We start from the raw sequence: 13,764 nt of genomic DNA on the forward strand, positions 1-13,764 counted from the left end.
AAAAAAATAACACTAGCCTCTCGACCAGTGTTATACAAGTATTAAAGTTTATTTAATTTTAATCAACGAAATTGGTTTGATTCCTAAACACTAATTTTCCATCAAAGGCATCGATTAACACAATGCTATCGGTGGTAATTTTTCCAGAAAGTATCTCTTTTGAAAGCTCATTGAGTACTTCTCTTTGGATGACTCTTTTTACCGGTCTGGCTCCAAATTGCGGATCGTATCCTTTTTTTGACAAGTAATCAATTGCTTCGGGCGTTGCATCTATCGTGATTCCTTGCGCCGCTAACATTTTCACCACACTTTTTAATTGTAAACCTACAATTTGAGCGATATTAGAATGAGATAATGGCGTGAACATTACAATTTCGTCAATACGATTGATGAATTCTGGGCGAACCGTTTGTTTTAATAATCCTAAAACTTCAACTTTGGCAGCTTCGGTTGCGGCTTCAACGCTTCCGTTTAAATTATCAAATTTATCTTGAATGATTTGGCTTCCCATGTTAGAAGTCATAATTATAATCGTGTTTTTGAAATCGGCCAAACGTCCTTTGTTATCCGTTAAACGTCCTTCGTCTAAAACTTGTAACAAGATATTGAATGTATCAGGATGTGCTTTTTCAATCTCATCCAAAAGTATAACAGAATAAGGTTTTCTACGCACAGCCTCAGTTAATTGCCCGCTTTCGTCGTAACCCACATATCCCGGAGGCGCACCTACCAATCGGCTCACACTGTGGCGTTCCTGATATTCACTCATATCTATTCGGGTCATTGCGCTTTCATCATCAAAAAGGTATTCTGCTAAGGCTTTGGCCAATTCGGTTTTTCCAACTCCCGTTGTTCCCAAAAACAGAAAAGTTCCTACTGGTTTTTTCATGTCTTGTAATCCTGCACGGCTTCGTCTAACGGCATCGCTCACGGCTTGAATTGCTTCTTCTTGACCTACAACACGCAGGTGCAATTCATCTTCCAGTTTTAGAAGTTTTTCGCGTTCGCCTTGCAGCATTTTCATGACCGGAATTCCTGTCCATTTAGCAACAACTTCGGCAATATCTTCTTTGGTTACTTCTTCTTTTATCAAAGAGGTGCCCGATTGATTTTCTTGCAATTGTTTTGTCAAAGCAGCAAGTTGCTCTTGCGCTTCTTTGATTTTTCCGTAACGAATTTCGGCTACTTTACCATAATCCCCATCTCGTTCCGCTCTTTCGGCCTCGTATTTTAAGTCTTCTATTTGTATTTTGATGATTTGTATGCCATCAACAACATCTTTTTCTGATTTCCATTTGGCAAAAATCTCGTTGCGTTCTTCCTTCAAATTAGCCAAATCTAGACCTAAAATTTTGAGCTTATTTTCGTCTTTCTCTCGTTTGATGGCCTCGATTTCAATTTCGAGTTGCATGATTTTACGATCCAAAACATCCAATTCTTCTGGTTTCGAATTGATTTCCATGCGCAATTTTGAAGCTGCTTCGTCCATCAAATCGATGGCTTTGTCCGGAAGAAAGCGGTTGGTAATATAACGCTGTGATAATTCGACAGCAGCAATAATTGCCTCGTCTTTGATTTGCACCTTATGGTGCGTTTCGTATTTTTCTTTAATGCCTCGTAAAATTGAAATGGCGCTTTCGGTATCCGGTTCCTCGATCATGATTTTTTGAAAACGTCTTTCAAGTGCCTTATCTTTTTCAAAATATTTTTGATACTCATCAAGCGTGGTAGCACCAATGGCTCGTAATTCACCACGTGCCAAGGCCGGTTTCAAAATATTGGCCGCGTCCATAGCGCCCTCGCCACCGCCTGCACCTACAAGTGTGTGAATTTCATCTATAAAAAGAACAATGTCACCATTAGCAGCGGTCACTTCTTTCACTACCGATTTTAAGCGTTCTTCAAACTCACCTTTGTATTTGGCACCAGCAATTAAAGCGCCCATATCAAGAGAGAAAACCAGTTTGTCTTTTAAATTTTCAGGAACATCACCATCCACAATTCGGTGCGCCAAACCTTCGGCAATAGCTGTTTTTCCTACACCAGGTTCACCAACCAACATTGGATTATTTTTGGTTCTTCGGGTTAATATTTGCAATACCCTTCTGATTTCTTCGTCGCGACCTATAACAGGATCTAATTTTCCAGAGCGCGCGAGTTCGTTGAGGTTTTTTGCGTATTTGTTCAAGGAATTATAAGTTTCTTCTGCTGATGCTGATGTTACCTTTTCGCCTTTTCTGAGTTCGTCAATAGCAGCTTTTAGTCCTTTTGAGGTAACGCCTTGATCTTTTAAAATTTGAGCGACTTTGGCTTTCGATTCGAAAATAGCCAGTAGCAAATGTTCGATAGAAACATATTCATCATTCATTTTTTTACTGATGATTTCAGCGTCGTTCAAGGTGCTGTTTGCGATGCGAGAAAGCATGATTTCGCCTCCAGAAACCTTTGGAAAATTCTGCAAACTGCTATTGAGAATTTGTTGAAGTAACGGAAGGTTTACGTTCAGCTTTTTTAATATAAAGGGCGCTACATTTTCGTCTACTTCAAAAATAGCTTTTAATAGGTGTTCGTTTTCAATTTGTTGTTGTCCCAATTCCTGCGCCAATTGCTGTGCGCGTTGTATGGCTTCTTGCGATTTGATAGTAAATTTATTTAAGTTCATCTTTCGGTATTTTTAGGTTGAATTAAGTAACTTTGCGTGAGAATATTCAATTTATATTCCATTAGTAAATATACGACAAATTGACACATTAAAGCTGTTTTTTGCTTTTTTAAAATGTCAAAATGTCTTAAAAACAGACAATTATGAGTTTTTTGAAGAATATTTTTGGTAGTTCTGAGAATCAAGAACAAGCCCAATCAAAAATGCAGTGGAACAATTTAGAGACAATTTCACAGCTTGATGAATTAGTGGCTTTATCACAAGATAAATCGGTTGTTATTTTTAAACACAGTACACGCTGTAGCATTAGTCGCATGGCTTTGAAGCAATTTGAAAACGAGTTTGACTTTTCAGATCTTGTACAACCTTTTTATTTAGATTTAATTGCTTTCCGCGAGGTTTCAAATGAAATCGCAGCTCGTTTTGGAGTTGTTCATCAATCGCCACAATTAATTTTGATCAAAGAAGGGAAAGCGGTTTACAATGTTTCGCATAGCGATATCGATGCGGGAGAATTGAAAACTAAAATGTAATCATCAATTGATCATTATTCAAAGAAAAAACAACTTTACAATTCTTAAATGTAAAGTTGTTTTTTTATTTATTTATTTTTTCTTAGGCTGAAGGGTAATAATTTTTATTCGAAATCAATCTTTGAGATAGATAATATTTATAGATTTAATATTCTCCCGAAGCGCCACCGCCGCTGTAGCCACCGCCACCAAATTCCATCGGCGAATCGGTTGTTTGTTGATTGGATTGTGCACCACCCAATTGTGTTGAGACTATAATTTCGGCCGCTTGAAATGGAGTAGAATTACTAAAACGATCTGGCTTAAAGGTAATTCCAGTTGTTTGATTTTGTAATTTTTTGATCAAATAATAGGTAACTCCAAACAAAAATAATCCGCCAAAAGTTAATACCAACTCCAATGGTAAAACGCTATAGTAAAAACGAATGCTGTAAATGGAAAATGCTAATGCTGATAAACCAAGCCAAAGTAAAATTTTATTTTTTTGTTGTAACCCTTGATAGATATAACCAAAAGGTATAATAAATGTAAATAGATAGAAAAACCAAGCAAAAGGTATATCTTGACCAGGTTTGATGGTTTGCTCTAGTAAAACTACCGAGAGTTCCCGAACCACCAAATAATTCCCCGAAAGATAAAACAACAGATAGCTGTAATAACGAATTAAATCTAAATCAAATTTATAAAACGTTGAAGTATGCTGTAGCTTTTTGTTCCAAAGTAAAAAAAGGAGCAATGCAAACACCATGCTTACAATTGGTAGTATTGCTGCGATTTCAGTACCAAGGTTTAGCATTCCGTAAAAAATACTTGCCGTTGCGGCAACACAAGCTAACAGCAACATGCTACGGTGTAAATAACGCAAATAACAGAATGCGGCTGATGTTGTTACTACAATGGCTATCAAAAATTCATCTCCCGAAGTTATAATACCGATGGTAGCTGCCAAGCATATTTGAAATCCGATCATAAAAGCATCATCTAATCCATGACCGAAATAGTTTTGTCGGGCAAAAAATTCAGTTCCTGCAAGACCAATCAAGGCAAATACAAAAAATAGAACTTCAAGATGCTCTCCTGTAACTTGAAGGATTGATAACGCAAAAAATCCACAAATCGAAGAATATAAAAAACTCCCTAGTAGTAAAAATGCAATTCGTAAAAGCAAATTGTGGTTACTTTTAAAATCGGCTAACTCTATTTTAATGTTGCTGTGATGCTCTTTAGAAATAAAGCCAGTATCTTGTAATGCTTTGGCTTCTTCAAGTAGGTATTTGTTTTGTAGGAGTATTTTATCGTGGGCTATCATGTGCGATTTTTTTATTGAAGTCTTTAATAACTTTTATGAATAAAACAATAGAACCTATAAAATAGCCTGGAATTATCATAAAAAACAGGCTTACTAATTCACCAAGATCAATAAGGGAAAGTAGTCTTCCAAGTAGAATGTTGCAGCCGATATAACCATATAGACAAGTAAATACAAAAAGTGAAACTGCTTTTTCCTGATAACTAAATTTGTAAAACAAATAACAAGTATATCCAAGTACAATAGCAAAAATAGGCCAATATGTTTCAACAAGCTGCGAAAGACAAGCTAATGCAATAAGGTGCAGTGCGAAAGTGAGGTACAAAAATGTAAAATGGGTTTTTAAATCGATGCGTTTGCTGTATTGCGACCAAAATAGAAGTGTAAATCCAAGTATAATTGAGGTGTAACAAAGAAAATCGGTAGCGATGGTTTCGTTATTTAGTAAAGCTTGCGGGCTTACTGTAAGTCCAACTGCAGCAGCAAGGCCGGTGATTGAAAGCGATAAAATATTCTTGTTGTCAAAATAGTAAGCGCAATAAAAACCAATTGCGGTTGGCACCAAGGTAGCTAGGTTGTTATAAGTGCCAAAAACTTTATATTGGTATTGCAAATAGCCAAAAAAGACACAAGTTAAAAACTGAGCTGCTAAAAGGAGATAATCCAAAATAGGATTATCAAAGGAAACTTCCTGCTTGTGAAAACCTTTTGCATTCTTACTGCAAAAGTAAAAACAGCCGATAGTTGCCATTAAAATCAATCCTAAAAGTATCGTGTGGCCAATGGTATCAATGTTTTGATAAATTAGTATTCCAATACCGCTACTTATTGCCAATACGGATCCATAAAGCATCAATTTCAGTTCGTTGTGCAATGAAAATATCTTCAATTTTCGGTAGTCTTGAACTGCATCGAACTGTGATTTGTCGATAAGTTTTCGATCAAAAAGGTCTTGAGTAAGTTGCTCTTGGTGGTTATGCATCATTGAAATTGACTTTTTGTATTTCAAATATAAACATTAATTGCTAATGAAATCTTTAGGGCGATTATCAAAAAAAAATCCACTCAAAGCGAATGGATTTTTAAAAGTAGTTGTGGTTGTTGCAGTAGTTGCATTTTTAAAATGTGTTGTTCATTTTTTGTTTGATCTCATCTAGGCAAAGGTTGTTGATACTGCCTTCGTGAGTGTGTTGCGTAGCTTGAGGCGATTGGTAGCTGCCGTTTTCCAATTGTTCTGCAACGGCTTTGTAGGCATCTCTAAAAGGCATTCCAGCTACTACCATTTCATTTAAAGTGTCTACCGTAAACAAATAATCGTATTTTTTATCATTCAAGATATGCTCCTTAATTTGAATGTCTTTGATTGAAAATAAAGCAATATCCAAACAAGCTTTTAAGTTTTGTATGGCCGGAAACAGACCTTCTTTTAAGAGTTGTAAATCACGGTGGTAACCACTTGGTAAATTGTTAGTTATTAGCGTAATTTCATAAGGCAAAGCTTGAATTTTGTTGCATTTTCCACGAATTAATTCAAAAACATCGGGGTTTTTTTTGTGAGGCATGATGCTCGAACCCGTGGTTAAATATGCAGGTAAACCAATAAAATCAAAATTCTGACTCATGTACAAGCATACGTCCATTGAGAATTTTGCCAAAGTTGCTGCTACACTGCTCATGGCAAAAGCAACGCTTTTTTCTGATTTTCCTCGGCTCATTTGTGCAGCTACCGAGTTGAATTTTAAAGTTTTAAAACCCAATTCAGCAGTTGTAAAACTTCGATTGATGGGAAATGAACTGCCATAACCTGCTGCCGAGCCAAGCGGATTTTGGTCGACAATAGCAAGTGCTGCATTGAGCATGCTTATGTCGTCAATTAAAGTTTCGGCGTATGCAGAAAACCACATCCCGAAAGAGGAAGGCATGGCGATTTGCAAATGTGTATAACCTGGCAATAGTACATTTTGATGCTGCTTAGCCAAATCCATCAGCAAATCGAATAGTGCTTTTACTTGGGTTTTGAAATCGGTTACGACATCTTTTAGGTACAAGTTTACATCTACAAGAACTTGATCGTTACGAGAACGAGCGGTGTGTATTTTTTTACCAGCATCGCCGAGTTTTTCGGTTAGTAGGTATTCAATTTTTGAATGCACATCTTCAAAACTATCTTCAATTTCAAATTGACCAGCTTCCACATCTTTTATGATTTGTTCCAAGGCTTTGACCAAAGAGTGTGTTTCTTCGTTGCTTAATAAGCCAATGGAGCCTAACATTTTGGCATGCGCAATGGAGCCTAGCGCATCGTACTTAGCAAGTACTAAGTCTAATTCTCGGTCGTTGCCAACGGTAAAATGTTCTATTTGTTTGTCTGTAGGTATTCCTTTTTCCCAAAGTTTCATATTCGTTTTTGTTTCAGGTTTACCATTTCGATTTGTATTTGAAAAGGTAAAATAGGTTTTTATTAGTTTTGTTTGTAGCCATGGTAGTAGTGAAAATCCTTTTATGGCGGGGTTCGCCATGAAAGATTGCAACGTATAGCAGGATTAGCTCCTAAAAAAATCGCTTAGGATTTGAATGTACAATTGAATTCCTTCTTCGATTTCGTTGAGGTATATAAATTCGTTAGCTGAATGTGACCGCAGTGTATCGCCAGGACCAAGTTTTAAAGATTGGCAACTCAAAACCGACTGATCAGAAAGGGTAGGAGAGCCATATGTGGTGCGGCCTAGCGCAACTCCTGCCTGAACTAGCCCGTGATTTAAAGGAATAGACGAGGCGTTGAGGTGCATGGATCTTGGGATAACTTGCGCTGTAAGATGTGCTGCTATGGTTTGTAAAATCTCTTCATTGCTGTAGCAATCATTTACTCGAATATCGACCACCAAATGGCATTCGGCGGGAACTACGTTGTGTTGTTTGCCTGCATTGATTTGCGTTACCGTCATTTTAACCGGCCCAAGAACTTCTGAAACTTTATCGAATTGAAAACTATTGAACCACTCGATAATCGGAATGGCATTGTAAATAGCGTTATCCGGATTGTGATGTGCCGCATGGCTTGCTGTACCTTTAACGACTACATCAAGCACTAATAATCCTTTTTCGGCAACGGCTAGTTGCATTAAAGTTGGTTCGCCCACAATGGCGCAGTCTAGTTCAGGTAAGTGTTGCAAAACGCTGTTTAAGCCGTTTTTTCCGCTGCTTTCCTCTTCTGCCGAAGCTACTATTACTAAATTGTATGGTAGGTTTTCAAGAGGGAAAAAATGTGTAAAAGTAGCCAATAACGATACCAAGCAACCTCCAGCATCATTGCTACCTAAGCCAAAAAGTTTGCCCTCTTGTTCGATTGGTTCAAATGGATCGAGGGTATAACCTTGATTGGGTTTTACCGTATCATGATGTGAATTGAGCAGTAAGGTTGGTTTTGATGCATCAAAAAAGCGGTTGTAGGCCCAAACATTATTGTTTTCGCGCTCAAAAGGAATGGCATTGGTGCGAAACCAATTTTCAATCAATAGTGCGGTTTGCTGCTCTTCGCTGGAGAAAGATGGAGTCGCGATGAGTGCTTTGAGCAAACTGATGGCCTCTTGTGTAAGTTGTGCTGTGTTTTTCATAAGTTGGGTTGCCACAAATATGGGTTTGGAACGGTGAAAGGTTGCAATAAATTGTAAGTAGTACAGTTCCTAGGTGGTTTATAAGTTAATAGTGGTACAAATGGTTTTATTGTTTTGTAACATTTGGCGTTTGCCAATTTTGATGCTCTGCACACCTTGTTTAAGGCTTTTGAAGCAGTTGTCCAGTTTTGGAATCATGCCTGAATGTATGGCGTCTTCTTCTTTTAATTTGGCATACAAGCTAGCGTTTAATTGTTCGATTACCGAATCATCATCATTGCTATCAGATAGAACGCCTGCTTTTTCAAAACAATAATTTAAAGTTACCTCAAAATGTGCTGAAAGTGCAATGGCCAATTCACTGGCAATAGTATCCGCATTTGTGTTGAGTAATTGCCCCTGTTTATCATGAGTTATAGCGCAAAAAACAGGTACAATTCCGGTATTTACTAGTGTTTGAAGCAAAGTCGAATTTACATGAGTAACATCACCTACAAAACCGTAATCAATAGTGGGGTGATTTCTTTTTTGTGATTGGATTAAATTTCCATCAGCACCGGTAAATCCCATTGCGTTGATTTGGTTAGCTTGCAACTGTGCCACAATGTTTTTATTGATTTGGCCTGCATAAATCATAACGGCAACATCAAGCATTGCGGCATCAGTGATGCGTCGCCCATCAATTAAAACAGGAGTTAAGCCCATGCTCTCAGCCATTTTAGTAGCTGATTTTCCGCCACCGTGAACGAGTAATTTAAACCCTTCCATGTTTGCGAAATCGTTTAAAAACAGCGCTAATTCAGTTGGATTGTCAATGACATTGCCACCAATTTTTATTATCGTTATTGGTTTTTTATCTTCCATTTAAAAAGGTTTCTGAGGCACTGAAATACAAAGCTTCTGAGGACTTAGAGCCTTAGAAAGTTTGCATCCCAATGCCTTATTTTTTTAATATTTTTTGCAAGACCAATTGTGCAGAGTAAGTTCGGTTATTGGCTTGTTCAATTACAACAGAATTTGGACCGTCAAGTACTTCATCAGTTACAATTACATTTCTACGTACTGGCAAACAATGCATGAATTTAGCGTTATTGGTCAGTTTCATTTTTTCGGCCGTAACTGTCCAATTTGGGTCGGAATTTGTAATTTGACCGTATTCGTTGTAATTGCTCCAGTTTTTGGCGTATATAAAATCAGCATTTTCAAAAGCTTTGTCTTGATCGTATTCAATGTGCGAATCTTTAGTAATTTCTGGATTAAGCTCATAGCCTTTCGGATGAGTGATTACAAATTCGGCATCTTGTAACTGCATCATTTCTACAAAAGAATTGGCTACAGCTTGAGGCAAAGCTTTAGGATGAGGTGCCCAAGTGAGAACTACTTTGGGTCGTGCTTTTGTTTTGTACTCGGCAATCGTGATGGCATCGGCCAAAGCTTGTAGCGGATGACCAGTAGCACCTTCCATATTGACAATAGGAACGGTAGCGTATTTTAAAAACCCCGCCATTACTGTTTCAGCATTGTCTTTTTCTTTGTCTTGCAAACCCGCAAATGCACGTACAGCAATAATATCACAATATTGGGAAACTACCGCTGCAGCTTCTTTGATATGCTCTGACGAACCAGAATTCATTATGGCGCCATCTTCGTACTCAAGCGTCCAACCTTCGCTGCCAAAGTTCATCACCATGACGTTCATACCAAGGTTTAAGGCTGCTTTTTGCGTACTCAAACGGGTACGAAGGCTTGGATTAAAAAACAACATTCCTAGTGTTTTATTTTTGCCTAGTTTTTTATTCTTTAAAGGTTTTTTCTTGATTTTTATGGCTTGTTGAACCCATTGGTCCAAATTATCTATGTCTTTAATTGAAGTGTAATTCATGGTACAATTGATTTAATTTTCTAAAATCGATTTGTTGTGCAATGTATTGATTTAAGGTAATTGTTTACTTTAAGTAATTGATGTAATCATTTTATCCTTATTATTTTAATTCTGCTAATGATTCTTGTAATGCTTTGATAAAAGTATCTATTGCAGCAGTTGTAATTGTAAGAGGTGGTAAAATGCGCAATAAGTTTTTATTGCTTGATCCTCCGGTGAAAATGTGTTTTTCGATGATCATTTTCTTTCTCAAGTCGTTTACATCAAAATCGAACTCTACACCAAGCATTAAGCCGCGTCCTTTTACTTTGATGATTTCTGGAATAATCTTGATGGCTTCCATAAAGTAAGCTTCCACTTTTTGTGCATTTTCCATTAAATGCTGTTTTTCGATGATATCTAATACGGCAATACTAGCTGCACAGGCCAAATGACTTCCTCCAAAAGTAGTCCCAAGTAAACCGTAGCTCGCTTTAAAATGTGGTGCTATTAAAATTCCGCCAATAGGAAAACCGTTGCCCATACCTTTTGCCATGCAAATGATATCAGGTTGAATATCATGAAACTGATGTGCGAAAAATTTACCGCTACGTCCAAAACCTGATTGTACTTCATCTAAGATTAAAACCACATCATGTGCCTTGCAAGCTTTTTCTAAGGCTTGAAAAAAGCCTGTGGTTCCCATGTCAAGACCACCAACTCCTTGAATTGGCTCAATAATTACGCCTGCAACATCTCCTTTGGCTAATTCTGCTTCAACAAGTTCGATTTGGTTGAGTGGTAAAAAAGTAACCACTTGTTGCGCATTAATTGGTGCAACAATTTTTTTGTTATCGGTAGTAGCTACGGCTGCTGATGTACGGCCGTGAAAGGCATTTTCAAAGGAAATAATTCTAGACTTTTGGGTATGAAAAGAAGCCATTTTTAAAGCGTTCTCGTTTGCCTCGGCACCAGAGCTGCATAAAAATAGGTTGTAATCCGTATAGCCAGACATTTGACCGAGCCTTTCAGCTAATTCAACTTGTAATGGATTTTGAATGGCATTTGAATAAAAACTCAATTGAGCAAGCTGTGCGCTAACTTTGGCTACATATTCCGGTTGGCTGTGGCCAATAGAAATCACTCCGTGGCCAGAATATAAATCTAAATATTCAATTCCTTTGTCGTCAGTGATGATGCAATCTAAGGCTTTTACGGGAGTAATTGGATATAATGGGTAAACGTCGAATAAGTTCATTTTCTTTTAAATTTAAAGATTTAAAGATTTAAGAATTTAAAAATTTAGTATTGTATAAAATTTTAAATCCCTCAATCTTATAATTTTTTTAGAATCCTGATGGTTTTAATTGTAAACCAGTTGTTTCATCAAGGCCAAACATTAGATTCATATTTTGAATGGCTTGTCCTGAGGCTCCTTTTACAAGATTGTCAATTATAGAGGTGATTAATAGTCGGTCGCCTTTTTTCATGAAACTGATAATGCATTTGTTGGTTTGTACCACTTGCTTCATGTTGATGTTGGTTGTGGTGATGGTAACAAATGGATGGTCTTTGTAAAAGGCTTCGTATTGTGCAACTATTTCTTCTAAACTTTTAATGCAATGGGTGTACAATGTTGCAAATATTCCGCGTGGAAAATCTCCGCGATTGGGTATAAAAAGCAGCTCTTGACTGAAATTTCCTTGTAGTGAAGCTATACTTTGATTGATTTCTGCAAGATGTTGATGTTCAAAAGCTTTGTAGTGCGACATGTTGTTATTTCTCCAACTGAAATGACTTGTTTCTGATGGACTTACACCTGCGCCTGTGCTTCCCGTTGTGGCGTTAATATGCACTTCGGTTGTAATTTGATTGGCTTGCGCCAAAGGCAATAAGGCAAGTTGAATTGCGGTGGCAAAACAACCTGGATTTGCAATATAGTTGGCTGTTTTGATTTTGCTTTTTTGCAATTCAGGTAGTCCGTACACAAAGGTTTTGTTTTGAAATATTTGATCATCGTGCAATCTGAAATCGTTACCTAAATCGATTATTTTGGTATGATTTGCAAATTGGTTGGCTTCAAGAAAAGCTTTTGACTTGCCATGTCCGAGGCATAAAAAAACTACGTTGACGTTTGGATTTATGACATTGGTAAAATGCAAATCAGTATCGCCTAATAAATCATGGTGCGCTACTGAAATTGGTTTACCCGCATTTGTAGTGCTGTAAACAAAATCGATAGTAGCATACGGATGGTATAGTAAAATACGAATGAGTTCGCCTGCAGTGTAGCCTGATCCTCCTATAATTCCAATTGTTATCATAATTCTATTTTTTTCCTTGGCATTTTTGCCTATTTGATTCTTGTAGCGATGCAAATATGTTGTTGTATTCCTGCGCGTGTGCGTGAGGGGTAGCAGCGGTATCCTTTTGTGAGGCTTTTTGCCGAGCAAAAGATATAGCGGATGACCCGACCCGCAGTTTTTACGAAGGGTCACGCCCAAAAGAATATCAGCTTAATCCTCGTACGTCAATTGGTTTACCGATGAAAAGATGTTTTGCGCGTTACCTAATATTTTGATGAATCCTTTGGCATCATCAGCGGTCCATGCATTGTTCATTTCGCCGTATTGACCAAAACCAGTGTTCATTAAATCGTTCTCCGACTCGATACCGTCAAGCGAAAAATGATAGGGTTGCAAGGTCACGGTCACAATTCCGTTGACAGTTTTTTGGGTGTCTTCAAGAAAAGTTTCGATGTTACGCATTACGGGATCAAGAAATTGACCTTCGTGAAAAAGCATGCCGTACCAATTGCCTAGTTGTTCTTTCCAGTATTGTTGCCATTTGCCCAAAGTATGTTTTTCGAGCAAGTGGTGCGCTTTGATGATGATCATTGGGGCCGCAGCCTCGAAACCAACACGACCTTTGATACCAATAATGGTGTCGCCTACGTGGATGTCACGGCCAATGGCGTACGCGCTAGCAATTTTTTCGAGAGTGACGATGTTGTTTGATGGTTTGTCTGCAATGCCATTTACAGCAACAAGTTCACCTTTTTGAAACTCCAATGTTACTTTTTCGTGCCCTTCTTTGATTAACTGCGAAGGATAAGCCTCGCTAGGCAAAGGTTGTCCTGAAGTCAATGTTTCTTTTCCACCTACGCTGGTTCCCCAAAGTCCTTTGTTGATAGAATATTGGGCTTTTTCCCAAGAATAATGTACGCCGTTTTTGGCTAAATAATCAACCTCTTCTTGACGCGAAAGTTTTAAGTCACGAATAGGAGTGATGATTTCAATCTCAGGAGCAATGGTTTGAAAGATTAGGTCGAAACGAATTTGGTCATTTCCGGCACCCGTACTTCCATGTGCAATTGCGGTTGCTCCAACAGATTTGGCGTATTTGATGGCTTCAATAGCTTGAAAAACACGTTCAGCACTTACAGAAAGTGGGTACGTATTGTTTTTCAGAACGTTTCCATAAATAAGGTATTTGATAGCTTTGTTGTAATATTTATCAAGAATGGTAAGATTGGCGTGTTTGGCACTTCCTAATTCGTAGGCTCTTGCTTCGATAGCTTCCAACTCGGCATCATCAAAACCACCTGTGTTGATTAGTACGGTGTGTACTTCAAAGCCTTTTTCGTTTTTTAAATATTTTAAACAATATGAGGTGTCTAATCCGCCGCTGTAGGCTAAAACTACTTTTTTATTTTCCATTTGTGTTTTATTTTTTGTTGGGCTATTGCCGCTTAATGTCTATTTTTTCTTGTACACTATTTTAGC

At 37.7% G+C, this 13,764-nt stretch carries 11 protein-coding genes; 1 reads left to right on the forward strand and 10 read right to left on the reverse strand.

Annotated elements, in window-relative coordinates:
• Window positions 1–58 precede the first annotated feature (58 nt).
• Entirely contained in the window at window positions 59–2,662 is a 2,604-nt protein-coding gene (gene clpB / locus G9Q29_RS04785; protein WP_166133881.1) for an ATP-dependent chaperone ClpB, read from the reverse strand.
• A 143-nt stretch (window positions 2,663–2,805) separates the two neighbouring features.
• On the opposite strand from clpB, the gene ytxJ reads away from it, so the two are divergent.
• Entirely contained in the window at window positions 2,806–3,195 is a 390-nt protein-coding gene (gene ytxJ / locus G9Q29_RS04790; RefSeq protein ID WP_166133883.1) for a bacillithiol system redox-active protein YtxJ, read from the forward strand.
• A 145-nt stretch (window positions 3,196–3,340) separates the two neighbouring features.
• Here ytxJ and G9Q29_RS04795 read toward each other — a convergent pair whose 3' ends face one another.
• The 9 genes from G9Q29_RS04795 to G9Q29_RS04835 all read right to left on the reverse strand — a co-directional run bounded on the left by G9Q29_RS04795 (window position 3,341) and on the right by G9Q29_RS04835 (window position 13,698).
• On the reverse strand, window positions 3,341–4,504 hold the full coding sequence (locus G9Q29_RS04795) for a hypothetical protein (protein WP_166133885.1): 1,164 nt from the start codon (window positions 4,502–4,504) through the stop codon (window positions 3,341–3,343).
• Entirely contained in the window at window positions 4,488–5,489 is a 1,002-nt protein-coding gene (locus tag G9Q29_RS04800) for a DUF2157 domain-containing protein (RefSeq protein ID WP_225872887.1), read from the reverse strand. Before G9Q29_RS04800 ends, G9Q29_RS04795 begins: the two co-directional genes overlap by 17 nt.
• Window positions 5,490–5,622: 133 nt before the next feature.
• On the reverse strand, window positions 5,623–6,903 hold the full coding sequence (gene argH / locus G9Q29_RS04805; RefSeq protein ID WP_166133887.1) for an argininosuccinate lyase: 1,281 nt from the start codon (window positions 6,901–6,903) through the stop codon (window positions 5,623–5,625).
• Between the two features lie 144 nt (window positions 6,904–7,047).
• Window positions 7,048–8,118, reverse strand: coding sequence for a M20 family metallo-hydrolase (locus G9Q29_RS04810; protein WP_166133889.1), 1,071 nt, complete (start codon window positions 8,116–8,118; stop codon window positions 7,048–7,050).
• Window positions 8,119–8,196: 78 nt separating this feature from the next.
• The gene (gene argB / locus G9Q29_RS04815) at window positions 8,197–8,982 is read right to left on the reverse strand and encodes an acetylglutamate kinase (RefSeq protein ID WP_166133891.1); all 786 of its coding nucleotides are present in this window, start codon (window positions 8,980–8,982) and stop codon (window positions 8,197–8,199) included.
• Between the two features lie 76 nt (window positions 8,983–9,058).
• Window positions 9,059–10,000, reverse strand: a complete 942-nt coding sequence (locus G9Q29_RS04820) for an N-acetylornithine carbamoyltransferase (RefSeq protein WP_166133894.1) — start codon at window positions 9,998–10,000, stop codon at window positions 9,059–9,061.
• 100 nt (window positions 10,001–10,100) lie between these two features.
• The gene (locus tag G9Q29_RS04825; protein ID WP_166133896.1) at window positions 10,101–11,237 is read right to left on the reverse strand and encodes an aspartate aminotransferase family protein; all 1,137 of its coding nucleotides are present in this window, start codon (window positions 11,235–11,237) and stop codon (window positions 10,101–10,103) included.
• Between the two features lie 88 nt (window positions 11,238–11,325).
• Window positions 11,326–12,303 carry an N-acetyl-gamma-glutamyl-phosphate reductase gene (gene argC, locus G9Q29_RS04830; protein ID WP_166133898.1) on the reverse strand — a complete coding sequence of 326 codons (978 nt, stop codon included), beginning with the start codon at window positions 12,301–12,303 and terminating at the stop codon, window positions 11,326–11,328.
• Window positions 12,304–12,495: 192 nt separating this feature from the next.
• Window positions 12,496–13,698, reverse strand: coding sequence for an argininosuccinate synthase (locus tag G9Q29_RS04835; protein WP_166133900.1), 1,203 nt, complete (start codon window positions 13,696–13,698; stop codon window positions 12,496–12,498).
• Window positions 13,699–13,764 lie beyond the last annotated feature (66 nt).

It is taken from the genome of Flavobacterium turcicum (genome assembly GCF_011365745.1).
GTDB classification, from domain to species: Bacteria; Bacteroidota; Bacteroidia; order Flavobacteriales; family Flavobacteriaceae; genus Flavobacterium; species Flavobacterium turcicum.